Annotated in this window: 20 protein-coding genes; 1 reads left to right on the forward strand and 19 read right to left on the reverse strand. The window is 55.4% G+C overall.

Annotated features, from left to right (window positions below; genetic code table 11):
• Nucleotides 1-10 precede the first annotated feature (10 nt).
• The 8 genes from F556_RS0114825 to F556_RS0114855 all read right to left on the reverse strand — a co-directional run bounded on the left by F556_RS0114825 (nt 11) and on the right by F556_RS0114855 (nt 13,659).
• Nucleotides 11-979, reverse strand: a complete 969-nt coding sequence (locus F556_RS0114825; RefSeq protein WP_020617760.1) for a hypothetical protein — start codon at nt 977-979, stop codon at nt 11-13.
• 156 nt (nt 980-1,135) lie between these two features.
• Nucleotides 1,136-2,149, reverse strand: a complete 1,014-nt coding sequence (gene sbnA / locus F556_RS0114830) for a 2,3-diaminopropionate biosynthesis protein SbnA (RefSeq protein ID WP_020617761.1) — start codon at nt 2,147-2,149, stop codon at nt 1,136-1,138.
• 41 nt (nt 2,150-2,190) lie between these two features.
• Nucleotides 2,191-5,355, reverse strand: coding sequence for a serine hydrolase (locus tag F556_RS0114835; protein ID WP_020617762.1), 3,165 nt, complete (start codon nt 5,353-5,355; stop codon nt 2,191-2,193).
• Nucleotides 5,348-9,997, reverse strand: a complete 4,650-nt coding sequence (locus F556_RS0114840; RefSeq protein WP_020617763.1) for a non-ribosomal peptide synthetase — start codon at nt 9,995-9,997, stop codon at nt 5,348-5,350. Before F556_RS0114840 ends, F556_RS0114835 begins: the two co-directional genes overlap by 8 nt.
• Before the next feature lie 839 nt (nt 9,998-10,836).
• Nucleotides 10,837-11,202, reverse strand: coding sequence for a hypothetical protein (locus F556_RS37775; protein ID WP_157272764.1), 366 nt, complete (start codon nt 11,200-11,202; stop codon nt 10,837-10,839).
• Between the two features lie 123 nt (nt 11,203-11,325).
• A complete protein-coding gene (locus tag F556_RS0114845; RefSeq protein WP_020617764.1) occupies nt 11,326-12,162 on the reverse strand; it encodes an MBL fold metallo-hydrolase in 837 nt (278 codons plus the stop codon).
• A gap of 24 nt (nt 12,163-12,186) precedes the next feature.
• Nucleotides 12,187-12,987 (reverse strand): TrmH family RNA methyltransferase, encoded by an 801-nt coding sequence (locus tag F556_RS0114850; protein WP_020617765.1) that lies wholly within the window; start codon nt 12,985-12,987, stop codon nt 12,187-12,189.
• Between the two features lie 6 nt (nt 12,988-12,993).
• Entirely contained in the window at nt 12,994-13,659 is a 666-nt protein-coding gene (locus tag F556_RS0114855; RefSeq protein ID WP_020617766.1) for a potassium channel family protein, read from the reverse strand.
• Between the two features lie 146 nt (nt 13,660-13,805).
• Here F556_RS0114855 and sspI point away from each other — a divergent pair, with 146 nt between their 5' ends.
• The gene (gene sspI, locus F556_RS0114860; protein ID WP_020617767.1) at nt 13,806-14,036 is read left to right on the forward strand and encodes a small acid-soluble spore protein SspI; all 231 of its coding nucleotides are present in this window, start codon (nt 13,806-13,808) and stop codon (nt 14,034-14,036) included.
• On the opposite strand, the gene F556_RS0114865 is transcribed toward sspI, so the two are convergent.
• The 11 genes from F556_RS0114865 to F556_RS0114915 form a co-directional block, all read right to left on the reverse strand.
• Nucleotides 14,006-15,220 carry an alpha-D-ribose 1-methylphosphonate 5-triphosphate diphosphatase gene (locus F556_RS0114865; RefSeq protein WP_020617768.1) on the reverse strand — a complete coding sequence of 405 codons (1,215 nt, stop codon included), beginning with the start codon at nt 15,218-15,220 and terminating at the stop codon, nt 14,006-14,008. The genes sspI and F556_RS0114865 overlap by 31 nt on opposite strands.
• A gap of 105 nt (nt 15,221-15,325) precedes the next feature.
• Nucleotides 15,326-16,423 (reverse strand): Gfo/Idh/MocA family protein, encoded by a 1,098-nt coding sequence (locus tag F556_RS0114870; RefSeq protein ID WP_020617769.1) that lies wholly within the window; start codon nt 16,421-16,423, stop codon nt 15,326-15,328.
• 47 nt (nt 16,424-16,470) lie between these two features.
• Nucleotides 16,471-17,094 (reverse strand): ThuA domain-containing protein, encoded by a 624-nt coding sequence (locus F556_RS0114875; RefSeq protein WP_020617770.1) that lies wholly within the window; start codon nt 17,092-17,094, stop codon nt 16,471-16,473.
• Between the two features lie 22 nt (nt 17,095-17,116).
• Entirely contained in the window at nt 17,117-18,283 is a 1,167-nt protein-coding gene (locus F556_RS0114880) for a Gfo/Idh/MocA family protein (RefSeq protein WP_020617771.1), read from the reverse strand.
• A 21-nt stretch (nt 18,284-18,304) separates the two neighbouring features.
• Nucleotides 18,305-19,342 (reverse strand): LacI family DNA-binding transcriptional regulator, encoded by a 1,038-nt coding sequence (locus tag F556_RS0114885; protein ID WP_020617772.1) that lies wholly within the window; start codon nt 19,340-19,342, stop codon nt 18,305-18,307.
• A 105-nt stretch (nt 19,343-19,447) separates the two neighbouring features.
• A complete protein-coding gene (locus F556_RS0114890; protein WP_020617773.1) occupies nt 19,448-20,656 on the reverse strand; it encodes an MFS transporter in 1,209 nt (402 codons plus the stop codon).
• 37 nt (nt 20,657-20,693) lie between these two features.
• Complete coding sequence (locus F556_RS34105; RefSeq protein ID WP_020617774.1) at nt 20,694-21,365, reverse strand: GDSL-type esterase/lipase family protein; 672 nt, start codon at nt 21,363-21,365, stop codon at nt 20,694-20,696.
• A 33-nt stretch (nt 21,366-21,398) separates the two neighbouring features.
• Nucleotides 21,399-22,850, reverse strand: a complete 1,452-nt coding sequence (locus tag F556_RS0114900; RefSeq protein ID WP_020617775.1) for a CE1 family esterase — start codon at nt 22,848-22,850, stop codon at nt 21,399-21,401.
• Between the two features lie 200 nt (nt 22,851-23,050).
• Nucleotides 23,051-23,926, reverse strand: coding sequence for a carbohydrate ABC transporter permease (locus F556_RS0114905; RefSeq protein ID WP_020617776.1), 876 nt, complete (start codon nt 23,924-23,926; stop codon nt 23,051-23,053).
• Nucleotides 23,927-23,954: 28 nt separating this feature from the next.
• Nucleotides 23,955-24,851 (reverse strand): ABC transporter permease, encoded by an 897-nt coding sequence (locus tag F556_RS0114910; protein ID WP_026297308.1) that lies wholly within the window; start codon nt 24,849-24,851, stop codon nt 23,955-23,957.
• A gap of 65 nt (nt 24,852-24,916) precedes the next feature.
• Nucleotides 24,917-26,416 carry an ABC transporter substrate-binding protein gene (locus tag F556_RS0114915; RefSeq protein ID WP_020617778.1) on the reverse strand — a complete coding sequence of 500 codons (1,500 nt, stop codon included), beginning with the start codon at nt 26,414-26,416 and terminating at the stop codon, nt 24,917-24,919.
• Between the last annotated feature and the right edge of the window lie 9 nt (nt 26,417-26,425).

Raw genomic sequence — 26,425 nt, forward strand, 5'->3', positions numbered from 1 at the left:
CATCCCTCCTTTAGTCTGGCAGTGTTAGGCCGACATCCTGCGTTTCTGCCAGCCGGTAATAATACGCCGCCATCGCGATATCGAACACCGCCATGCCCATCGGGTTGAACATAACAGCCTCCGTGCTTGGCAAAGCCTGCATGGCTTCCGTGGTCAGGTCAGAGATCGGCAGCGTCTCCGATTCCTGCAGACCGCGCTCCAGATGCATCCGCTCAATATCCGTTCCTTCCCGGCACACTTCCTCCCAGTCATCTACCAGAATGGAGCTCGTATGGTCCAGAATATCGGGTGTAAAATCACGCAGCGAGACATTCAGCAGCAGGCTACCCGCCTTGGGCGCAAGATCAATATAGCCCTCGCTGCTGACCGTGCAGGTGACGAACAGATCCGCATCCTTGTAGGCCTCCTGCCAGCTGGCTGCCACGGTCACTTGGTCCCGCAACGCCTCAGGTACATCTTCAAGCGAAATGCCCCGCAGATCATAGAGGACAATCGAGCTAATCCGGTCACCGAGCAGTTCGCCAATCATGCGCAAGTGCAGCCGGCCGATCGGGCCGTACCCGACCATGCCTACCTTCCACGAGTCCGGCAGACCGTCACGCGACAAGTAGCGGCGCAGCACGGATGCGCTGACACCCGCCGTCCGGATGCCGCTGATGCGGGCCGCATTGAATACCGCCAGCGGACGTCCGGTTGCCGCCTCATTGAGAATGGTCATCGAATGCGCCCGCTGCAAGCCTTGCTCCAGGTTGCCGGGGAAGCTGGCCACCCACTTGATGCCTGCCGTATCCACCTCTCCGCCGACATAGGCAGGCATGGCGATGATCCGGTTTCTTGAATCCCCATAGCGCAAGTAAGGCTTGATGGGCTGGGCAAACTCTTTTGCTGCAAGAAGCTGAGCGGCTTCGTCGATCACATCCGCTGCCGCATGCCAATCGACGCCCAAACTGTCAATCATCTCGTCATTAAAATATCGCATGATGCAACGCCTCCTGATGATAAGTTATGTATAAGGACTTTCATGCCTCTTACCTCTATATGCTGCTTTCGTTCGTAATGCGCCAATCGGGGCGCGGCCGGCCGCCGTGGCCGCCACCTCTGTCTGGATGTGCCTGGGCATGACCGCCCGGGCCGTCTAATGCCCGGGTCGGCGACCGCCCGCTGCCTCGCGTACGGATGGCCACGGTGCTTCGGGAGCGCCGCTGCTGGTCAGCTGCGCAGTCCACTCGGGATTGTACAGCGTGTCCATATAGGCCATGCCACCGTCCGCGCAGATGAAGGCTACCACAGGCTTGGCTCCACCACTGGCCCAGTTCTCGAAATACCGCGACAATGCGGCATACACGGTTCCCGAGGAGCCGCCAACAAACAGCGCATGCTCACGCATCAGTCGGTTGCAGCCTGCCACCGTTGCGGCTTCGGGGACGAGGATGATGTCATCGATCTGCGCCTCCCGCAGATTGGGCGGAACGATGCTGGAGCCGATTCCGGGGATCAGTCGCTTGCGCGGCGTATCCCCGAAGATGGCCGAGCCTTCCGTATCGACAGCAATGATCCGTGCTGCAGGATGGCTCTCCTTGATCCGGCGCGACACGCCTGCCAGCGTACCGCAGGAGCTGGTGCCGATGAAGACATAGTCAATGCGTGGCAGAGCTTCCGCCAGTTCTTTGCCTACGCCTTCATAGTGACTGCGCACACTATCCGGATTGTCATATTGATTGGTCCAGAACGCGCCTTCAATCTCGGCTTTGAGTTGCTCAATCCGCTTCAGCCGTGACAACAGATAACCGTTGGTCTGGTCACGGACGGTGACTTTTTCTACTCTTGGCGAGAGGGAGCGCAGCAGCTTTTCGTACAATGGGTTGATGTTCGGATCAATAACGGGAATGAACCGGATGCCAAGTCGGCGACACAAGGACGCCAGTGCAATGGCAAAATTGCCCGATGATGATTCAATGACCGTCGTTTCCTCCGTAATTTCTCCCCGGGCAATGGCAGCCTCCAATATGGTGTAGGCCGGACGAATCTTCACGCTGCCGGTATAGTTATGACTCTCCAGCTTGGCGAACAGCTGTATCTTATTGTGTTTGAGCTCCACCAGCGGGGTATTGCCGATCGCTTCGCGCCATGATTGGAGTCGTTCCAGCATATGCATCCCTTCCTTCCGGTTCATGGCATGGTTTGGACGCCTTATCGCGCCTGCCGCACCAGTTTCCCTGTATCCATCTTCAATACGTGATCTGCAGTATCAAAATAAGCATCGTCATGCGTGATCGCAATGACGCATGTACCTCGCGCCTTCATCTCCGGCAGCAGCTTCTCATAAAACATCCTGCGGTACGACGGATCCTGGTCCGCCGCCCATTCGTCGAACAGGCAAATCGGCCGGTCCTCCAGGTAGGCGAGCAGCAGCGCAAGGCGTTTTTTCTGTCCCGTGGAGAGGCTGGTCGTGCTGAAGGTTCCGTCTTTCACTTCGACCTTGCCATCTAGCTCCAACAAGCGGAGATAGGCAGCAATCTCGTCCTCACGCCCTGACGTACGGATGCCATACAAGGCGTCGAATAGGTGGAAATCTGCAAAAATAGCGGTAAACTGCTCCCGCAGCGCTTCGCCGTCAACAGGTTGCCCATTCATCAGAATCTCGCCTTCGTCGGGACGGTACAAGCCTGTGATCAGCTTGGCCAGACTGGACTTGCCGCTGCCATTGCCTCCGGTAATGAAGGTCACTTCCCCGCTGCGGAACGTATAATCCACCGGACCTACTGCGAACCGACTGCGGCCATCCGCATTCTCCGGATAACGGTACACGATGCGGCGAAGCTCCAATGCCAGTTCAGGCAAATGATTGAGCTTGTGGGACTGCCCCGTTCCAGCCTCCAAACCAGCCTCCCTGGAAACCGCCACCTCCTGCCGCCCATCAACGTCCGGTATGGGGGCTGTCCCGGCCGCCGCATAGGCCAGCCGGCGTTCGTCGACCTCGCGAATCAGCTTCTTGACGCGACCCCAGCTGACGCGAATCAGAGCGATCTGCGGCAGGGAGTCCAGCAGCTGATTGACTGGCCCGGTCATGTACAGGAAGACAAAGACGTAGCTGCGCAGCATATCGCTATCCATCTGTTTGAAGATGGCCGGGAACAGAAACACTACACATCCGATGACGAGTACGAACAGCGTCTCACCAATGATAAACACGTGGACGAAGCGCATCTGCGCCCCGGTCCGCTTGTCCCGGAAGGTCTCGCAGCTCTCATCCATCGCACTGCGGAAGCCCGCCCGTCTGGCGCGGCTCAGGGACAACTCCTTGAAGCCCCGCAACAGATCGGCGATGTAGCCGAAGAAGCGGTTTTGGATATCCCGCGTCTCTTCAAACAGCTCGTTCGCTTTTTCCCCAACCAGATAGTAGATGCCCGCAAGCACGGCGATAATGACCAGAGATAGCAGCAGTGCATAGACATTCATAATTCCGAGGTAAGCGAAGCAGCAGAGCAGAGTCACCACATTCGTGCCGCCTGTCACAATCAGCCCGATCGAGCTGCTGATCTCCTCCGTATCGCTGCTCAGCGTCGCCTCGACGCGCCCGCGCTCCATGCGCTCCATATGGGCATAGTCGGTATCCAGCAGCTTGCCAGCCAGCTCCATCCGTTTTTCATAAACGAACTGGTTAGTCAGCCGTACCAGCATGGATTGGATATAGCGCTGGCCCACAACGTACATCAGCACCGCCAGTCCGAAATAGGCGATCAGTCCGCTGGTCAGATTGTCACTCCGGACAAAGGATTCATTAATGACAAAGATGATCATTGCATTGCCGAAGCCGCTCATGACCGCCAGGACCACCGGCTGCAGAAGCGATCGATCCTGCGCTCTGGGGAACCAGGCGATCAGCAGCGAATAGAGCAAATAAAGAACGATTACGCCTGCAATCAGCCATACCGCCATCATTACCGTATCCGGCAGCCAGACCTCGACGAAGTGCCAGCTCAGGCCAAGTCCGATGACTTGAGGCAAATAGTATAGCGCCGCTGCAGCGATAGCGGCTGCCACCAAACGTCCGGCCAAGGCCGTCAGCCACTTCCACGGCCTTGGCTGGGGCCGCCGCACACCGCGCAGCACATCCCGCAGCGCCAAGCCCAGGTAGGCCAGAATCAGCAGAGCCGCCGGAGTCAGGATGACCAGCAGCGCTACGGCAAATGTATCCGCACGCTTGAACAGGTCCTGCTTGGGTACAGGTGGTTCGTTGCCCAGCCACAACTGAAGTACACTTTCTCCGATCAAAGCCGTCGTATCGCTATTGCGATTCGCCAGTATCGCTACGCCGCTGCCCTCCCCGGGTCGAAAAGCGACAAACGAGGAAAACGCGGGATTGCTGCCCGTATGGGCATATTCGCCCTCGCCGTCCTGGTACACTTCCCAGCCCGCTGCATACGAGGATCCCGAAGCCGAAGGTGCGACCGTGCGATCAGGCTCAAGGGTAGCGTCCAGCCAGGCCGGGTCAAAGCCATCAGGCAGCTCTGCTCCGAGCAGCAGCTCCAGCCAACGCGCCACATCATCCGGCGTGCTCAGGATGTAGCCGGATGGGGCATTGCCCTCGTAGAGCGGCGGGTCATATGCGGCCGGTTCGGTAAAACGGCCTTTGTAGCCCTGGCTAAGATCCTCCGGGTCGGCACCCGAGATTCCGACCACGGTCTCTTCAAGGCCCAGCGGCTCCAGTACGGATGCGGCCATGTAGTCGGCGAAGGACTCACCTGTCACGGTCTCAATGACCAGACCCAGCACCGCATAATTGATCGTCGCGTATTCATAGCGAGAGCCTGGCTCAGCTGTCAGTGGCTGACCGAGCAGCGACCGCACCGTGATTTCGGCTGCCGCTTCGCCTTCCGTTGGCGGAATCTCGCCAATCGAGGAGAACGGGATGCCGCTCGTATGATACAGCAGCTGCCCCAGCGTAATGGTTTGCGGCTCTCCCTCATAGCTGAGCGCAAGCCAAGGAATATAGTCGGTGACGGGGTCATCCAGTGATAATCGGCCTTCGGCTTGCAGGCGCATCATAGCGAGGCCAGTCAGCGCTTTGCTGTTGGAGCCGAGCTCATAGAGCGTGTCTCCGTCCGTCGGCCGCGAGGTCTCTAGCTCCGCATAGCCAAAGCTGCGGTTATAGACGGTCTCGCCATCTTGAACGATGACAACCGATAGGCCCGGAATTTCTGCACTCCGCATCCGGTCCTGGACCAATGCCTCAATGTCAGCTAACCGTTCCTCAGCAGAGAGCACGGCTTGCGCCGACACCGGCGAGAGGACTGCGAGCCAGCAGAGCCAGCCGACCAGCATCAGTAGAGGAAGCCGGTACCGTTTACTCATGAAACAGCCCCTCCAGTTCATCCTGACTGAGTTCTACCGTCTCAAAATCTGTCTTGGTAAACCGGCCTTCCTTCGCACGTGTACAATGCTCCAACACCTGATGGAGCTGTTCGCGCCAGTTGGCGGCCAGAGCACTTGCGTCTGCCGAAACGCCCTGATCAACCCGCACTTTCAAGTACAAGCGTCCAGATACCGTCCATGCAAGCGCCTCGATGTCACAAGCCGCGCCATTGCCCGGATGGCTGTCTGGGCCGGTAGCTTCATCCGCCAGTTCCAGCAGCTTACCAGCCCCTCCCGTTGATAGCTCGCCCAGATAGTTAAACATCACGCCTGGCTCTGGCTGACGCGCAAAGGCTTCATTGTCTCGCAGATACCGGGCAATCCCGTAATCGATCCCCTGCCTTGGTACGCTCCGTATACGTTCTTTGACATGAACAATTGCCTGTTCCATCTGATGCTGCTGATTCACGTCCAGCTCTACATTCGCTAAGCTTAGTCCCTGCAATTCGCTGCACAGCAGCGGCAGTGGGTAGAGTGTCGTGAACCAGCCGACCGTACGGGTCAGATCCTGTGCCCCCGGGAGCGGCTCTCGTCCATGTCGTTCCATCTGGATGACGAGCGTCTTTCCTGTTAGCCCATTACTCTTATTTAAAAGGGCACCAGCCAGCGCAGCCAGCAGCAGCTCTGTCGGTTCCGTGCGGTATGGCCGATTGGCTTCGCCTAGCCATAACGCCGTTTCCGGCGTTTCCAGCCATGCCTCGCCATCCACTGGCCCCATCGCCACCTCGATGTCTCTTGGCGTCATCTGCAGTGCTGGGCCTCCATTCGATTCCTTCTTAGCAACACGCCTACTAGCTGGTTCTCCACTGGCAGTCTGGACGCTTTGCCACTCCTCCCAATAGCTGATATCCCGGGGGCCGAGTGCAGCCGCTCTTGTCTCTAGCGCCCCGCTCCAATCCGCGTAGGAATCCGATTTTGCAGGAAGCTCAGGCCGGCTTCCCTGCCGCATGGCTTCCAGCAGCTGCTCCAGATCAGACGTCAGAATAAGCCAGGATACGGCGTCCACAACCAGATGATGCGCAGTCAGCAGGAGGCGCCGCCCCCGCTCGCCCAGCTCCAGCCAGCAAGCTGCGAACAACAATCCCTGATCCAAGTCGAAGCTGCGTTTGCATCTGATCGCAGCCTCCCTGATGGCTACGTCCAGCTCTCCACCAGATACAGCCGACAGATCGTGGCGGCTCATGATGAATCTGCGTTGTAGATGCTCCGGATTGTACCGCAGCCCGACAATTGTACCTTCGTCTGACCGATCCACATTGAGCCGCAATGCATCATGATGGCGAACAAGACGCGTCAGCGCTTCCTCCGCCATTACCGGCGTCACCTGCGTGTCCAGCCGGAGCAGCACCGATTGATTCCAATACTGCGGTATCGGGAACTCGCGCTGGACAAACCATGCCCCAATTGGCGGCAAGCCCAGCCTGCCTTCTACCGGTAGGCTGTCACCCGGAGCTGAACTAGCCGCTGTCATACGCTCAGCCATCGCGGCAAACGAAGCCGCCTCCAGAACGTCTGAGGGCTGCAGCAGCCACCCCGCCTCCTGCAGCCGCGAAGACAGCTGAATTGCCTTGATCGAATCCCCGCCCTCACGATAGAAATCATCTTGCTCGCCCAGGCTATCGTTGCGCAGCAACGCACGGGCAAGCGTCAGTAGCGTCTCCAGCCCACTTGAGCCAGTTGCTTCTGTGCTACGATGGCCGGGATAAAGCGTCCCCTGCGCATGCTTACCAAGCGTCACTTCACGCTCGACCAAGGTGCGACGGTCGACCTTGCCACTCGGTGTGAGCGGCAGCGCCTCCAGCCGAATGATTCGGGCAGGCACCATATAGGCTGGAAGCTGTTCCCCAAGCTGCTGTCGCAGCACGTCTTCCTGCATTCCGGCTACCCCAGTTACAAACGCCAGTAACGTGGGAGAGCCTCCCGCTAGTCCGACAGACACAACTGCCGCTTCCTTCACTCCGGGCTGCCGCTGTAGCTGACGTTCAATCTCACCCGGCTCGATCCGGTAGCCGCTCAGCTTGATCTGGTCATCGATGCGCCCGAGGTACCGGTACACACCGTTGTGATCCAGCAGCGCCAGATCACCGGTCCGGTACATCCGCGAGTTCGGATAACCAGGTTCAGGCACGAAGCGCTCCGCTGTCAGTTCCGCTCGTCCGCGATACCCGCGCGCCACGCCCGTGCCTGCGACGCAGAGTTCGCCGGGACTTCCAATCGCCGGCTGTTTACCATCCACATCGATTAGATAGAGACGGGCATGTGCCGCCGCTTCGCCAATCGGTACATCCACCTCCTGATCGCTGCGACTGTCGAACAGATGAATCATACAGCCAACGGTCGCTTCAGTCGGTCCGTATTCATTGTAGACCCGCGGTCCGCCCAGCGCCTCTGAGGCCGACTTGGCCAGCGAAGCGTGGAGTGCCTCACCGCCAACAATCAAGGTATGCACAGGTGTGCGTACTGGAGGTGCTTCACTCAGCAGCGCCAAGTGAGCGGGCGTCAGCTTGATGACGGTCGCGCGCGCCTCCGCTAGAATCGCTGGGAGGACAGAAGCCGTGTCGGATGGCTGCCGGTAAATCGCAATTCCTGCCCCGGCAACCAGTGGAGCGAACATCGAGGTTACGGTCAAATCAAAAGCAGGCGAAGAGTACAGGGCGAATATATCCGACTCGTCGCGCAGATAACGTTCTGTCGCCCATGTCGCATAGGCATGCAAGCTGCCATGCTCGACCATGACCCCCTTCGGTTTGCCCGTTGAACCCGAGGTGTATATGAGGTAAGCCAGATCTTCCGGCTGTGCAAGGACCTTGAAATGAGCCGTATTGGTTGCCCTAGACGGAGAGCACCACTCATCCACTCTCAATACAGAAGCTGAAATTGTACGCATTGCCTCTTCAGGAAGCTCACGATCAGCCACTATCACAACACATTCACTGTCCGACAGTACATCAGCAATTCGACCCGCCGGATGACGAACATCCATCGGCACATAGGCTGCACCCAGCCACAAGACTGCCCAAGTGGCAATCACCGATTCTAGCCGGTGCTCACTATACAAGGCAACCCTGTCTCCCCGGCTTACCCCATGGGCTACCAGCCAGTCAGCCATGGCCTGAATTTGCTGCAACAGTTGGCTGTAGGTCAGCATACGCTCTCCATCACGCAGAGCGATGCGGGAGGGGGCCTGCTCGGCACTGGCGATCAATGACTCAATAACGGTCCGGTGAGCGGGGGACTGTGACGATTCATCGATACGCTTGTCTGCTTCCTCCATTAGCACATGCAAGGGGGCGTTCGGCTGCTCCAGCACTTGCTCCAGCAACGCAACCAGTTGAAGTCCAAATGATGCAATCTGTTTGCGGGTAAAGAGAGACAGCTTGTAATCCAGATCCAGCCGGATTTGCCCCTCGCCCCAGTTCTTGACGATCAGCTCCAGCGGGTATAATTGCTCGCCCTTATATAACTCTTCACTGAGTAATGGACTGTCCCCCAGCTGTTCATGCGGATTGAAGATATACGTGTTCAAACAGACCTGAAACAACCCCTCGCCTTCTGGCAGTCGGTCCCGCAGCTGCCGAACAAGCAGATCGTAGGGATATTTCTGATGCAAATACCCCCGCTTGAACTGCCGGCGTAACTGCTTGAGCTGCTGCATCGCCGACGCTTCGAGGCTCACGTTGCAACGCATGGGCATCGTACTGACATACATGCCGATCGCGGCCTTCTCTTCCCGTGTCGAACGGTTGTATACGGGGACACCCAAGGTCAGCTCGTCCACCTCGTATGTGCTGTGCATTCCAAGTTGCAACACCAGTCCGAACAACTCATGCAGCGAAGTGCCCGCTTCCTGTGTCCACTTCAGCGTACGCACCGCCAGCTCGGCTGGCAGCTCCATCGACCAGCGGCCGCCCTTGCGCCAATCTGGAGAATCGCGGAACGGCAGCGACGGCACCTCCTGGAACTGCTCCAGCCAATAGTTGCGGTCTCGCTCCATACGTGGGGATGCGAGATATGCCTGTTCTTTGTCCAGCAATTCGATATAGGTCATGTCTGTCATCTCAGGCAAGCCGCCGGCTTCCGCTTCAGAATCTGCTAGCTCGGCATAACAGCTGCTCAATGCCTGGGTGAACAGCTGCGTCGACCAGCCGTCGAAGATCAGGTGATGGATTTTGACCAATAGTCCCGTCTCGCCCCTGCCCGTCCGAAAGATCGCAAATTGAAACAGCTCACTTGATAGAAGCTCGAAGGGCTGCCGGATCGCTTGGTCCAGCCAATCCTGCAGCGCCTGCTCCGGGTAACGGCTGTGACGGCAATCAAACGTTGGGATATGAGGGGGTACGGGAGGATGGATGGTTTGGAAGACTTCGCCATCCTTCATTGTGAGTCGGATTCGCAAGGAGGCATGGCGCCGCAGGACAAGCTCTACGGCTCTACTCAGTCTCTCCTCGTCAACAGGACCAGGCATCCGTGCAGTGCCACAAATGTGATGTATGGTGGTACCCGGATACAGCTGCTCGATATACCAGATTCGTTTTTGCGGATGGGTCAGCGGCAGGAGAGCCCCCGCGGTTGCTATGGTCATCGTCGATTCTCCCCTATGTGTGCTTAAACACAAACAATATGTGGGGCTGCCCTCAAAAGGGAGCCTGCGGTCCCGGATCGATCTTACGATCGCTGTTGTCTCCAGATTTCTTGATTTTTTAACCGCTCTAGCGGTTGAAATCCGGGGACAGCATATGCTTTCGAAGCGAGCTTTTCTGCGAAAAGCTTTTAGGCGAACGCTTCGCAGCGTATGCTCCCGAAGTCGCTTTCTTTCAGAAAGCGTTGACCAGATTCGATTCCGTGCCTCTTGGGCCCTGTTTGAGCAGCCGATAAGTGTAATGTTTAAACAATATGTTTAAACAATATGTATGTAGGTATAGATGGTTTTTTTCATTCCATGACGGGTCACACAATACACTACTTTTTCACCAAATGAACCCATTCTGAACCGATTTTCATAATTAAGAAAACTTAATGCTAAAATTTTGTTAAAATCCCAGCAGATGCATTGTTTATGGGCTTATGAGGTGAACCAGTAAATGGACAAGATGCGAGGTGTGGGGCAAGGGGTAGGCGGTGTGTGGAACTCAACCATCTAATATGACTTCTATATTCCGCTATATATACAATAAACAGAGGATTTCGCATCAAGCGCCGCATTTATTCCCTTATTTACGCTCTGGGCTTAACTAACCAATGGTTAGTTGCGATTTAACGGAAGATATGCGTCGTATAGTTTGAAATGGAGCGTTTTCAAGTGCTATAACGGAAAATATGCACCACAAAATTCTGGAATAATACAACTTAGACAGCCGGACCCTCGCCCTACAATTTGCGCAGTTGGTAGCATTGGCGGTGGTTAATCCCCCCTTGCTCTGACTAACGCCTTGGCACATTACAGCAGCCATTCAGCGGGTTGCTGAGCAAATTGAGGAACAAAGGTGCGTTACAGCAGTCATCCAGCGGGTTGCTGAGCAAATAGAGGAACAAAGGTGCGTTACAGCAGCCATCCAGCGGGTTGCCAAGCAAATAGAGGAACAAAGGTACATTACAGCAGCCATTCAGCGGGTTGCTGAGCAAATAGAGGAACAAAGGTGCGTTACAGCAGCCATCCAGCGGGTTGCCGAGCAAATAGAGGAACAAAGGTGCGTTACAGCGGCCATTCAGCGGGTTGTCGAGCAAATAGAGGAACAAAGGTGCGTTACAGCAGCCATTCAGCGGGTTGCCAAGCAAATAGAGGAACAAAGGTGCGTTACAGCGGCACGATCAACGGGTTGCCAGACACATCTTATACACGACTTAGAAAAATCATAGTTTCCTATACAATAAAAAAAGCTCAACCACCTGTGAAAGATGATAGAGCTTCGGTTACTTCTGGGTTCGATATAATGCCAGATTGGCCTCATGCTGCTTGCGGAGAAAATGCGGAAACCGCAGGCCATGTGCGGCGACAAATTGTCCGTAAGCCGCGGAGTCCTGGGCGCCGGATGCGATATCGGCGACCAACGATAGGTACGTCTCTGAGAGACGTATCCGCCGATCGATCTCAGCCGGGTCAGCGGTAATAGAGCCATGACAGGGAATCAGGGTGGCACCCTCGTTACTCTGAAGGATGGCAGACAACTTGGCCAGCGTCTCATCGTATGCCTCGTAGCTGTCCGTCACAAATGGAAATTCCAGATCCGAGAGATAATCGCCAGGCATCAGTAATCCCCCTGGCTCGATCCAAGCTGCCAGACCATCCCGATTGTGACCGACCGCTTGGAAGAACTGAAGAGTCGTCCTGCCAACCGTTAATTGCTGTCCGTCATTCCCGATCACATGGTCTACCTTGGGATAGATGAGGGGATAAGGTCGGTCGATATAAAAATCGTCATCGATGGCTTTAACTTCCTCCACCGCGGCTTCGCGGTCGGGATGCTCGACAAAGGCCTGGCTTGCAATGACGGTGGCATCGGCAAAGGCGCCGTACCCTGCAATATGGTCGCTATCCGAGTGCGTCAGCAGCAGATAGAGCGGCCGCCCCTGTCGCATCTCATCGACATAGCTGCGGATTCCCTCAATTTCATCGGGCAGGTACCCCGGGTCGACAACAAGTACAAGGTCAGGCGTGTCGACGATGCAGCTGTTAAGTGCATATAGACGACTCGTAAAGAGGCGAAAGGACGCACCCATTGTATCAGGCTGTGAAAGTGGACCGTTCACGAGTGATCCCACCTCCTGAAGATGTTATGGTTGGTTATATTCCCGCTGCCGCATCGCTTCAAATAGCAGCACCGTGGTCGCCATGGCCACATTCAGCGATTCGGAGCCGCCGCGCATCGGGATGCGGACGGTATCGTCGAGCAGCGCCTGCACCTCGCTGGAGAGGCCGCGCGATTCGCTGCCCATGACGACCCAGGTCGCCGGCTTCCAGTCCTGGTTATAGCAGCTGTTCTGTGCCTGCAAGCTGGTCCCGATTAACCGGGCACCGCGGTTGCGCGCCTCCGGCAGCAGCTCCAGCAGGTCTCCCTCTATCACAGGTAGATGAAACAACGACCCCATCGTCGAGCGGACGGTCTTGGGGTTGTACAAGTCGACGCAGCCGCGGCCGAGTACGACCGCATCAGCCCCAACAGCATCAGCGCTGCGAATAATGGTGCCTACGTTGCCGGGATCCTGCACAGCGTCCAGCACGACGACGAGTGCTCCTTCGCGGTACAATGCCTCGGAATCCGGCTGGCGCTTGCGGGCCACCGCAAATACAGGCGGCGGGGTGTCTGTGCCAGTGCAGCGCCCCATAATCTGACGGGAAGCAGCAACACGTTCCACATCAGCGGTTTGTGCCAATTCTTCCGGCCACCCCCGTACAACATCATAGACGATGCACTCCAGCTCTGCTCCTTCAGCGAGTGCCTCCTGTACCAGGTGTACGCCCTCGATCAGGAAAGAGCCGCTGCGGTCACGGTGCTTTTTCTCCAGCAGCGCAGCCCAGCCTTTTACACGCGTATTCTGAACGGATGTTATATGTAGTTCATCTTGTCTTGCCATTGCAACTCAACCTTCCGAAAACGCAAGCTCTAGCTCCGTCAAATCTGTATTTTTGCCGACGACGACCAATACGTCCTCCGGGTGGATCAAATCTTCCGCATAAGGCGAAATGTTCATCTTCGCGCCGGTCTTAATCGCCATGACATTACACCTGTATTTGGCTCTGATATCCAGTTGCTTCAAGTTGAGCCCAATCATCTGCGGGGTGGCCTGAATTTCGACAATGCTGTAATCATCAGAGATTTCGATGAATTCCAGAATGTTCGGCGAAATCAGATGATGCGCCAGTCGCATCCCCATGTCCCGTTCGGGATAGATCACTTTGTCAGCGCCAATTTTTTGCAGCACCTTGCCATGCAGCTCATTCTTGGCCTTAACGATGAGTGTCTTCACTCCCATGTCCTTGAGGATCAAGGTCGTTAGGATACTCGATTGAATATCTTCTCCGATCGCGACCACGACAACGTCGAAATTGCGGATTCCGATTTGCTTCAGGGCATCCTCATCCGTTGAGTCGGCAATGACCGCATGCGTGACGATATCGACCACCTCATCGATTCGCTCTTCACTCGTATCAATTGCCAGCACCTGAAATCCCATCTGGGTCAAACTATTCGCGACACTGGAACCGAATCGTCCCATGCCGATGACGGCAAACTGCTTTTTTGCCATTCCAGCTCTCTTCCTTTCAAATGGCTTGCCACCCCCTTATTATACCATACCCCTGCACACGCGCATCCCTATCGTACAACCGGCATGAAACCAGCAGACGCTGGGCAACCTACAATAGAAAATAATCCGCTTGGAGGGATAACAACGTGAATGATATTAACCTGAGGCAAGCCATTATCCAGCGTGTTTATGATAAGTCCAATGAAGATTTAGTGGAGGTCATTGAAAGCTCAGTCGGCAGTGACGAGCGGGCGCTGCCTGGCCTTGGCGTGCTCTTTGAGATGATCTGGCTGGAGAGCGAGCAGCCCCAGCGGCAAGCGATGGTCGAGAATCTGCATACGAAGATTCAAAAACAAACACCAGCCGGTGCTGAGTAATACGGCGCTCCTTGATAAACAAGTTGCCCACCCACGATCGTGCGCGAGACGGCAGGATAGTCATTCAGCAGTTCGACAATGAGCAGGTCAGCCTGCTTGCCTGCTGTAATGGAGCCTAACTTCTCTCCTACGCCTAGCGCTTGCGCCGGGTATAAGGATGCCATAGCTGCTGCCTCGGGCAAGGAAACGATGTCTTCCTTGGCCAGCTTGAACACTGCTGCAAGAAGCGAGGCGGGATGGTAGTCCGAGCACAGCACCCGAGCCGCGCCATCCCGAATGGCGTCGGCTGCACTCATATTGCGATCATGGGAACCGCCGCGCACGACGTTGGGCGCACCTACACATACATGAAGCCCTCGCCTGGCCGCGTGCCGGGCGGTTTCTATGTTCATCGGAAATTCAGAGACCGATACGCCGTACGCGGCAAATGCGTCCACCCGCTCAGGCGAATCATCGTCATGCGAGGCGACCGCAATGCCGCTGTCCGAAGCAAGATTGCCTAGCGTGCGCAGATGGGACCAATCGACCAATTGCTGACGTGTCAGCAAATCCCGGACAATATCCTCGACCTCTGCCGCCGATACGCCCTGGTTCTTCATCACATAGCGCTCAAAGGATCCTGGCTCCCTGTATTGCCCTTGACCCGGCGAATGGTCCATGAATGACAGGTAGTCCACCTGCTTGTCAGCGATGAGCTGTTCGATAATGGGTAACCCGGCCAAATGGGCCACTTCGTAGCGAAGGTGAATGCCATGACGGACCACGGCACGCCTTGCCCGAAGGTGATGAATTAAGGCAATCATTTGTGTCAGCAAATGGTCGCCTCGGAGGCTGAGGCCGACACCGAGCGACAGGGAATGGTACATGGAGGTGATCCCGTGTACAGGCAGCTTGCGTTCAAACTCAAGAAAAGCCATCTCTAGCGGGAAGAGCGTACCAGGCCTCGGTTGAACTTCTTTTTCAATCGCATCGCAGTGAATATCCACCAACCCTGGCATGATGTATTTTCCCCTGGCATCCATACGTTCATACGATCCGGCCCCCTGCTCAGCTAACCAATGCTCTCGCTCCTGCTCCGTCTCCAAAACAGCGCTTATCGTATCCCCCTTAACCACAATATCTGCCTCAATCAACTTGTCCGGCAAGACGACCAGCCCATTCTGTATGTATAGCAACTCCCCCACCGCTCCACCCTCCTCATTAAGTTTATAATATATTATATTATGCTTTTCTGACATAAAAAAACAGCCCGTTCGAAAACGGACTGTTCCTTGGAACAAATAAGGTCATTAAGAGGTCGAAGGTTCTAGCGCTTCCATGGGCTCAGGACGTTCGCAGGTGCTCTGCATCGTATAATGCTTGCCTTCAGCCGAAGCATCGTGAAAGCCATGCATAGCCTCCAACACATGGTACGCCAGTTCGCCGCTGGCACGGTGGGGTCTGCCCTCGGCAATTGCACGCGCCATATCCGCCACACCGATTCCGCGGTTGTTATCGGTATGACCATGCGTCAGTGGAATCTCTTCCCACTCCTTGCTACCTGCCTTGCGCAGCTTGACCACACCGCCAAAGTTATTCGGATCGGGAATGAGCAAGCTTCCTGCACTGCCATGCATCTCGATGTTCGGCAACGACGTGCCGCCCTTCGTATCGAAGCTGGTGATCAGCGTACCAACGGCGCCGCTGGCAAAATCAATGACGCCTGCGAGATGCGTAGGTGTCTCGACTTGAATCACTTGTCCATGCTTGGGCTGGCTGGTGATGGTCCGCTCCGGGTAGGAAATGACGGCCGAACCCGTAACCCGGCGAATCGGTCCCAGAAGGTTCACAAAAGCGGTCAGATAATACGGTCCCATATCGAACATTGGGCCGCCCCCGCGCTTGTAGTAAAATTCCGGATCGGGATGCCATACCTCATGACCGCCCGATAGCATGAAACCGGACACCGAGATGGGAGTGCCAATGGCTCCATCGTCGATCAGCTTGCGTACCGTCTGGATGCCCCCGCCCAGAAAGGTCTCCGGTGCACTCGCCAGGCGAACACCATGCTTGTGCGCTGCTTCCAGCATAGCCAGACCTTCTTCACGGGTGACCGCCAGCGGTTTCTCCACGTAGACGTGCTTGCCAGCCTCCAGAGCCTGGATACTCACCTTGGCATGCGCTTGCGGGATTGTCAGGTTGACAACAATATCAATCTCCGGATCTGTCAGCAGCTCATCGACTGACATCGCCTTGGGGACGCCAAACTCCTCGGCCCGCGCCTTGGCACGTTCCAGATCAAGGTCCGCACAAGCTGCCAGCTCAACCTCCGGATAATCCTTGAGATTCGTAAAATAGATCTTGCTGATATTGCCGCAGCCAACGATGCCTACCTTGCTTCGCTTCATGTACTTGATCACTCCTACGTATTAGAGGTTGTTCAAAGATGACACAACTAACGTGCAGCCCAGAGGAAACCACGGCGCATGAGTTCAGTGACCTGCGGAATCGCCACAATATTGGCCACATGACCAAGCGTATTATGGTAGACGCGGCCCTGGCCCCACGTTTTGGTCCAGACGACCGGCATTTTCACGTCATCAAAATTGGTTGTTGCATGGATCTTGATGGCCGGATCGACATGCATATAATATTTCTCCGAGCTGACATCGAAGTCACCGATTCCTTCGGTAAGCGGATCAGCAGCGTCTGTCATCTCTACTCTGTAATCCACTCCGTCGCCTCCCGGATGGGAGACCCATTGACCGCCTACCATATATTGATATTCGACCTCGTTCCGGAAGGAATCGGACATCCCGCCATGGCATCCGGCAATTCCACAGCCCGCGTGAACAGTATCCAGCAGTGGGCGAAGCTGCTCTTGCTTGATGGTGCTCATCGTCCAGATGGGAACGATCAAATCAAGCGAAGCCATCAGCTTCTCATCCGTATACGTATCCAGGGTATCACTGATCGTGACGTTGAAATTCTCGTTGCGCAGCACATTGGCGAACAATTCTGCGACTTGCTGCGGCTCGTGTCCATCCCATCCGCCCCAGGTGACTAGTGCTTGTTTCATGTTATTACTCATCCTTTCACAATTAAGATTGCATCTCCGACAAGCTGACCCATCTGCGCTCGGCAATAGAACGATCCACAGCCTCCAGCACTTCCTGGCATTTCACCCCGTCCACGAAGTTCGGTACCGGCTGGCGGTCCTCTTCGAGCGCTTGCATCAGCTCATGTACTTCATGCGTGAAGGTATGCTCATAGCCAATGGTATGTCCCGGCGGCCACCAAGCGTCCATATAAGCATGAGCCGGATCAGTCGCCAGCACACGCCGGAAGCCTTGGACATCCTCCGCATCGTCTGTGAAGTAGACTTGCAGTTCATTGACCCGTTCAAAATCAAACTTGACGCTGCCCTTGCTGCCGTTAATCTCGAAGGCATTGGTACAACGATGACCGGCTGCAAAGCGTGTGGCCTCGAAGCTGCCCAGTGCCCCTTCAGCAAAGCGAGTCAAGAAAAGGGTAGCATCATCGACAGTGACTGGCCCGCGCGGCGCTTCCTTGCTGCCCTTGGCGCTCAGACCCGTCATCGAGTCAGCCAGCGGACGCTCCTTGATAAAGGTCTCGCTCATGCCGATGACTTCGCCGAATTCACCTACCAGGAACCTTGCAAGGTCAATCAAATGGGCACCGAGGTCGCCATGCGAGCCTGAGCCCGCTACTTCCTTCTGCAGACGCCATACCAGGGGGAAATCCGGATCAAGGACAAAATCCTGCAGGAACGTGGCCCGGAAGTGATAAATTTTGCCGAGTCTGCCCTCGGAGACCAGCTTCTTGGCCAATTGCACCGCCGGCGCAAATCGGTAATTGAAGCCGATCATATGCTTAATGCCTGCCTTCTCGGCGGCTTCCAGCATTTCACGGGAATCCTCGAGTGTCAGCGCCAGCGGCTTCTCGCAGAAAATATGCTTGCCGGCTTCTGCTGCTGCCAGTGCAATCTCCTTGTGCGCATCGCTTGGCGCATTAATATCAATAAGGTCGATATCATCGCGTTTAACCAGCTGGCGCCAGTCCGTCTCTGCACTCTGCCAACCGAACTGTGCCCGGGCTTGTTCCACACCTTCCGGGTCACGGCCGCAAATGGCCGTCATCTCAGGCTTCCGCACATTAGGAAAAAACATCGGCAGCGCACGATACGCATTGCTGTGCGCCTTACCCATAAACTTATAACCTACCATCCCCACGCGAACCGGATTCATCTTCATACCGCCTCTCAATTATTAGGGTGTATTGCTTGTTTGAAGCCTCGATGACTCCCGAACGACCAACTGTAGCGGCAGCTCGCCATCTGTACCTGGGCCATTCGCTCCCGCGCTGTCCGTTGCAAGCAACAGGCGCGCGGCCCTCCGGCCCATCTCAAAGAAAGGGACTGCAACCGATGAGAGCTGAGGCTGGGTCAGCCGGGAACCGTCGGAGTCATCATAACCAATCAGTGCATAGTGGCGTCCTGCAATCAGCTCATGCTCATGCAGTCCTTGCATCAGACCGATGGCCATCCGGTCGTTAGCGGCAAAGATGCCGTCCAGCGTGCCGTTCTGGATGCGCTCAGCCAGTGGCCTGGCCAGCTCGTAGCCGCTCTTGCGTCCAAAGTTGCCCTGGTACACAAGATCGGATGCGTACACGAGCCCCTGCTGCTCCAGTGCTTCTCGGTAGCCCCGATGCCGGTCGATGCTGTTGGAGTAGGTTAATGGACCATTGACGAGCGCTATCCGGCTGCAGCCCTCTGCGATCAAATGGTTAACTGCCATTCGGCTGCCATCCACATGATCGGCATCCACGGTCCGAAATGTCTCCCCCTCAAACCGTTGGTTGATCAGACAAAACGGATGCTCTTCCGCCACCAGTTTGGCCAGTGCTTGCCGCTCCACCGGCAGGTCATGAAGACCCAGCATGATGCAGGCATCGACCTTGTGGGTGCGGAACAGCAAGTCATAGTCTCGTGGTTCGTCGGGCCACCGGAACATCAGCAGCAGGTCATACCCTTGCTCCTTGGCCGCCTCGCCAATGCCGCTCAGGATCTCCGAGAAATAATAGGTTGAGAACAGGTGAACCTTGGGCAGCGAAGGGATGATGACTCCAAGATGTCCGCTGCGCTTGCGCGCAAAGCTCCTGGCCAGCTGGCTGGGAACGTATTGCAGTTGCTCTGCCGCCTCCAGCACGCGCTGCTTTGTCTCCTCCCGTACCGGTCCCACGCCATTCAGGACTCTGGAGACGGTGGCTTCGGAGACGCCTGCCAGTTTCGCTACCTCTTTCCGCAAACCATGTTCCCTCCTTGTGTTGACTGTATCCTAGATGTACACGCGTACATTTTGCCATGAATGCGTTCTCCTGTCAATCATCAATTACGGAAAAACGACGAAGAGCTACAAGCCGAGCTTGCGCTTCTTCGCCAGAAAAATCAGCAGGGAAACAAGGATAGGGATGGTCATCACCTGAAACATCACGGAATAGCCGCTGATCATGCTGCCACTTTCCTGATGAGCATAGGTTACGATCGCTCCGGCCACGGTAGGCATCAACAGATAACCGAGGTCCACACCAATATAGCTGGTGTTGCCAGCCACACCTCGCCGTTCCTTATTAACCAGCTTCATGCATAACGTCTGAATGATGGGTTGGCAGATGCCATAGCCGAATGCGGATACAGCTCCAGCGAGCAGGAACATGGGCAAGGTGCGGGCGTAGCTGATCAGGATAAACGACAAGGCGAAGAACAGCATGCCAGGAATCAGCATTTTATCCAGTCCGTACTTGTCCGCCAGCTTGCCGCTGAAGGGCCGTGAGAATAACACGCACACCGCATAAGCAGTGAAGAACAAGCCGATATTCTGAACGCCGTTAATCTTGCCATAGATCAGTATAAAGGAATTGATACAGGAATACGCGCCCGCAAGAAAAAACATCATGACGGCAGGGACGAGTACCTCCCGCGCGTAAAAGTTATGAAGCGTCAGCTTGAAACCGCCAGAACGGTCTGGGGCCGGACTCTTCAGCCGTAAAGCCATGATCAGCACGCCAACCATCATGACGGCACCGACCAGAAACGTAAACGAATACCCGAAGGCATACACCAGCTCCAAACCGAGTGAGGGTCCGATTGCTGTCGCAACGGCTTGACCAAGTGAGAAGATGCCAATCCCCGATGCGATTTTGTCGTTGGGAAGCGCATCGCTTGCCAGCGCTAGTGACAGCGGAGCCAGGAAGCCCATGCCAATGCCATGCAGCAGCCGTCCCGCAATAATCATCTGGATCGAATCGGCGATACTGTAGCATAGAAAGGCTGCGCAGATAATGCCAACTGCAACGGCCAGCAGTCGATTGCTGCGAAAAAAACCGGTAGCCGGGCCTACGACGGGTCGGATGCCAAGCGCCGTCACCGCAAACATGCTCGATACCATGCCTACCATCACGGCCGTTGCACCAAGATGCTCCGCATAGTTCGGAATGAGCGTATTCATCATAAATTGTGCCATATTTAAAACAATATTGATCATAAAGATGCTGACAAATGCAGGGGTCCAGATGGAAGGAGTCGTCTGCGTTCCGGTTGGGGTTACATTCAGCTCAGACATAGGCAGCTACCCTTGCACCCTAGCGTGGCTGCCGGCTTCATGACAGCAATCTGCTCTGGATATCTGTCTTCACAACCTCATAGCCGCGCGCATGGAGATGTAACCCATCATACGTATAGGATGCTTTGAGCTTGCCCTTCTCATCTGTCAGCAAGTCATGGATATTGGCATAGTCCAGCTCCAGCTCGTTCGCTGTCTGCAGGAGCAGTTGGTTCATCATGAGGATTGCTTCGTTGGTTCGTCTGCCAACGACCGGGAACGGCAGGTCCGGCTCGGCATCATGATTGACCGGATAGATGGACAGTAGCACGATCCCTGTGTCGGGCAGACGCACCCTTACCGTCTCGCAGATCTCCCGGATCCGCGCCACGATCGCCTCCGGCAACTCGCCCTCGCCCAGGTCATTTGTTCCAATCAATAGGAATAGCTGGGCAGGCTGCAGATCCAGGATAAGCTGCTCGATGTTACGCAGCAGCCCTATTGTTGTATCTCCGCCGATCCCCCGGTTGTACAGCCGTTTGCTGGCTCGCAGCAGCTCATGTATGGGGAATCCTTCGGTAATGGAGTCGCCTGCGAATACAATGCCACCAGGCTCGACGTAACGGTTGAGCTCGCAATAATCTGCCAGCTTGCGGGCTTTCAGGAAGTCGCCCAATTGCTTCATTTTCTCTAACTCCCGGGAATCGGGAATCGGTGGGTTCTCTCTCATATGGCTCTCTCTTCCTTCCTCATACTGCCTTGATTAACGCAAAATCTCGTCCTGGATCAGCTCCGCCATATAGTGTGACAGCTCGGCGTAGTGATCGGTGATGTAGAGCACCTCCCCGCAAGCGGAGGCATGGCGGCCGAAGTGCCGACACAGCAGCCACTCGAGCGGAATATAAAGCTCGCCGTCCCGGTAGACCGCCTCGCACAGCATCGACTCTATCCGGTTGTCGAGGACACAGCCGATACTGCCTTGGGCAAACTGGAAGCTCCTGCCGTCTGGAAGATCCAGCTCCGCCGAGCGCCCCTCGTATGCTTCAACCACCTGAGCCCCCAGCAGCTCTGCTATAAACGACACCGGGGTCATCAGATAAGAGCCGCGGACGATGGAGTCTCCATTGAGACCATGATATTTCAGCTTATCGTGTAGAAATGCCGGCCCGCTCATCTCGACTAGTCGCTGGTGAACGTAGGCCTTGTTGCTGCCCGCCGCCAGCGCGACCGACCAGGTGTCGCCCTCAACTGAGCTGCCAGCCTCGCCCTCGACAACCCTGGCGAACAGATGCTGCCACACCAGCTCCGCATCGTCGAAGGTCTGGCCGTGATCCCGGTTCTTGACCTCATGGTAAACGAAGTCGGCATGCTCGCCAGTATAGAACGCGAGATTGTTCTCGCCGACGATCCGCAATCGCGGCAGCGAGTCGCAGCCATTCGCCCGCTTCCAGAAGTCCCGGTTGGATCGGATGAACATGCCGGTCTCGCCGTCATGGAACGGGATCTCATCATGCTCCATCCGAGACTGCATTACGGGTACCGCCGACGGACGGGTACGCGGCTCACCCTCCGGATCCCACAGCACCTCGGGCCAGGTCATGCCGGCAGAGCCTGATCCAGCGGCAAAGCGATGGCTATAATGCCGGAGCATCTGATTCGCCATAATATCCCCCATCGACATGCCATGAATGAAGATTCGCTTGGCATCGATCGCATAGGTACGCTCCATTCGCTCCATCAACGCCAGGATGACCTGCATGTCGCGGTTGTCTGCCGGGTCCTCCGGTGCCCGGTGCAGGTAGAACCCTTCGGGGTTGGGCTTGCCTATCATCTCTAGCGTCCTCTCCTCGCATTCGACCATCCATACCTTGCGCTCGCTCGCATTGGGGAAGAGCACGATGAAGCCTTCCCGGTCTGCAATATGCGTCCAGGACGTATAGATGGCCTGCCCCCAGCCTGTCATGAGGCCGCCATGCAGCGAGACGACCAGTGGTACATCAACCGATCCGTCATAGGTAGCGGGGATATATTCGTACCAGCTCGACACTGCCTCTCCGACGACCGCTTCTTGGTACTCGCGGAGCCGCTCGGGATAAGGCTGCGAGTTGTTGCCGTTCTCGTTGACCACCATGGTCGAGCCCTTGATCGCCTCCGGCAGATACTCCCGATTAGCTTCATTAGGCTCGCCCGGCAGCAGCTTAATGCTGTCCTTCATACTACTTCTCCCTCCTGTGTGTCAGATATCTCTCAAAAGGCCGAAGAGGCACGGAATCGTTCTGGAGAAGCGGAGCGCTCGCCTTTGTCCACCGATTTCAACCGCTAGAGCGGTTAAATAATCAAGAAATCGGGGGACAACAGCGATCGGAAGAACGATCCGTGACCGTAGGCTCTGTTTTGAGGGCAGTCTGATGCCTGTTACCCTTTCACAGCACCGCCCATGATGCCGCTGGCGAAATACTTCTGTAAGAATGGATACATCGCCAGAATTGGCAGGATCGCGACAAAAGCAATCGCCATCCGAATCGATACATGCGGGATCGTCGCGGCCGAGCTGGAGCTGACGCTCGTATATGAGATGACGGCCTGGATGTTCTGATTCATCTTGTTGAGCAGTGCCTGAATGCTAAGCATGTCCGGCTGGGTGATGAAATAGAGGCCGTTCTGCCAGTCGTTCCAGTAGTTTAGTCCGGTGAACAGACCGATGGTCACCAGAATCGGCTTGCCCAGCGGCAGGACCATCGTTGCGAAAATCCGGTAATACCCGGCGCCGTCTATCTTGGCCGATTCATAGATCTCGTTGGGAATATTGGTGGCAAAGTAGGAGCGAATCAGAATAATATTGAAGGCATTCGTCAGCAAAAACGGAAAGACATAGGCCCAAATCGTATTGACTACGCCAAGGCTGGTCCACATGATGTAGGACGGCACCAGACCGCCGTTGAACAGCATGGTGAAAAAGACCAGAAAGCTAATGATACTCGTGCCAGGCACGCCTCTTACCGAGAGTGCAAAGCTCATCATGGCCGTAATGATCAACCCAATAAAGGTGCCGATCAGCGTTACCAGGATCGTAATCCCATAAGCGCTGAAAATCATCTCTGAATTGTCGGCGATATAGGTATAGGCTCCGATGCTGAGCGTCTCTGGAAAATAGGAATAGCCATTCGCCACAAGCGCCTTCTCATCTGTAATGGAAGAGATAAACAGCAGCAGCAAGGGAGCAATCATCGCAATCGCAATGAGCATCAGTATGCCGTTCATGATGAATTGTTGAATCCTGTTGTCGATCATCACCATATTTCCTTTCTCTGCCCGGGATTTAGAACATGGCGTCCCTTGAGCTCAATCTGCGGACGAGCCCATTGGCCCCCAGCACGAGGACGAAGCCGACCACGGCCTGCATCAGACCGGTTGCAGCCGAACGTCCGATGCCTCCTGGAGACATCAAGGCGCTATAGACGTACGTGTCTATCGTAGCGGTCACGTTGAACAACGGACCGGAATTTTGCGGAATCAGATAGAACAGTCCGAAGTCGGAGTAGCAAATCCTGCCGATGCTCAGCAAAAACAGGGTAATGATTGCCGGCATTAGCGAAGGCAGCGTAATCCGCGTAATCTGCTTCCAGGCACCTGCTCCATCGATGGAGGCGGCTTCGTATAACGATTTGTCGATGACCGAAATCCCCGCAATATAGATCAGAATGCCATAGCCGACATACTTCCAGCATTGTACCAGCGTCAGGATGAGCGGCCACCAGGTCGGGTCGTTATACCACTGAATCGGATTACTCTGGAAGATGCTGTTGTTCAGCATGCCGTTCTGCTGGCTCAGAAATGCGAACACGACATAGCTGATGACGACCATCGACATTGTAAACGGGAGCAGCACGGAGCTTTGATAGAATTTCTGGTATCGTTTGCTTTTGACGTTCGTAATCATAATCGCAATGATGATGCCAATGACGTTGTTGACCAGAATAAAGGCTACATTGTAGAGCATGGTATTACGAATGATGATCATCATATCGTTGGACTTGAACAAATATTCGAAGTTGCGCCAGCCAACCCACGGACTGCCGAGCAGTCCTTCGGTCGCTTTAAACGACTTGAAGGCGGCGATAATACCAGCCATGGGCACATAGTTGTTAATTAGCAGATATAGCGCGCACGGGATCATCATGACATAGAGCGGCATATACGGCTTTAGTTTCCTCATCCCTATCCGTTCCCTTCGTCGCTAGTGGCCGAAGGCTGCGGGGCAGCCTCCGGCACGTCGTTTTATTACTTGCTCGCCAGCCATTCGTCGAGCTGACGCTGCTTCTCGTCCATGACGGCTTGCAGGCCGGCGGCGTACAGCTCGTCGTTGAACTTTTTCAACGTTGGCTCAATATCAACCGCACCGAACGCGAGGGCATCCTCATACTTCGCCAGTACAGCTGCCAGTTGGGATTGTTCGGTCGCGACCGCCGAGGAGTCAAAGGTAAATCCATACGCTTTGGAGACCAGCGCATCATCACTGAACGCTTTGTACTTCTCCCAGATACCTTCCGGACTGCCGCTCCATGGTGTCATGAGATACTGGTTGGGATAGATAAAGCCGAAATCGTTGTGGTAGTTAACAGTAGAGACCGACGCGCCTTCCGGATAATCAGCCTGACCCTGGTCGTTAACGATCCAGTCCTTACCTGGGACGCCCCAGTTCAGCAAATCATTAAACTCTTTGTTCGTGTAAGCCCAGTTCAGGAATTCAAATGCCTTCTCTTTGTTCGCCGAGGTGTTCAGCACGACGTTCAGAGCGCCATTGACGGCGGTCGTTGACTTCATCTTGTCCGACACCGGGATCAGCACTGTATCGTAGCCGGTTTGCGATTTCACATCCGTCAGGGCATTGGCGCCATAGGAAGCGAAGAAGGCAAACGTTTTGCCCGCTTTCATCTTGGCCTGGCCCAGCTCCTTGTCGACAGCGATGTCCTTGGACGAATAGCCTTTTTCGAACCATTCACGGTTGAGAAGTGCAAATTGCTTGTATTGGTCCGATTCGTACCAGTTCGTAATCTGGTCCGTCTGACCGTAGTTCTCCAGCGCGCCGAACTGATCGCCCACGCCGTCGATATACGTAATTGTGTTCAGACCAAAGGTCCGGTAGCCATTAAACGGTGTCATGTCGGGATACTTCTCCTTGACCTCTGCGAACAACTCGGTCAGCTGATTGAAAGAGGACATGTCGTCGGTGGTGATGTTGAAATCCGCAGCCTCGTAGCCCAGCTCCTCAAAAATGTCCTTGCGGACAAAGATGCCAGATGGCGTCGCACGAACGTTCATCATCGGGAAGCCAGCGAGCATATCGCCGATGTAGCCACCCTGCAAGTCCTCGCCCAGCACATCCTGCAGATCCTTCGTCTGCTCCAGATAGTCGGACGCATCGACAATGTAGCCTTGGTCGATAAAGCTTGGCAGGCTGAATGCAAAGACAAACGAAATGTCGATTGGCTCCTGAGCTGCCAGCATCATTGGCATTTTGGAATTATAGGTGTCCCATGTTATCGGCATCAGATTGACCTTCATATTCAAATCTCGCATCGTCAGCTCATTGATCAGCTCGTTCACTTCCGCCTGATTGCCTTCTTTGGGAGCATGATAGGCGAAATTAACCGTGTATACCTCCTCGCCCTTCGTGCCTTCAGCCGCTGGATTCTCTGCAGCATTGTCGTTACCGCAGGCTGCCAACAGGCTTGCCGCCAGTACTACTGTTAACCCGGTGCCCATACTTTTTTTCCACATACTCGTCTT

Source organism: Paenibacillus daejeonensis DSM 15491 (genome assembly GCF_000378385.1).
Classification (GTDB): domain Bacteria; phylum Bacillota; class Bacilli; order Paenibacillales; family Paenibacillaceae; genus Paenibacillus_D; species Paenibacillus_D daejeonensis.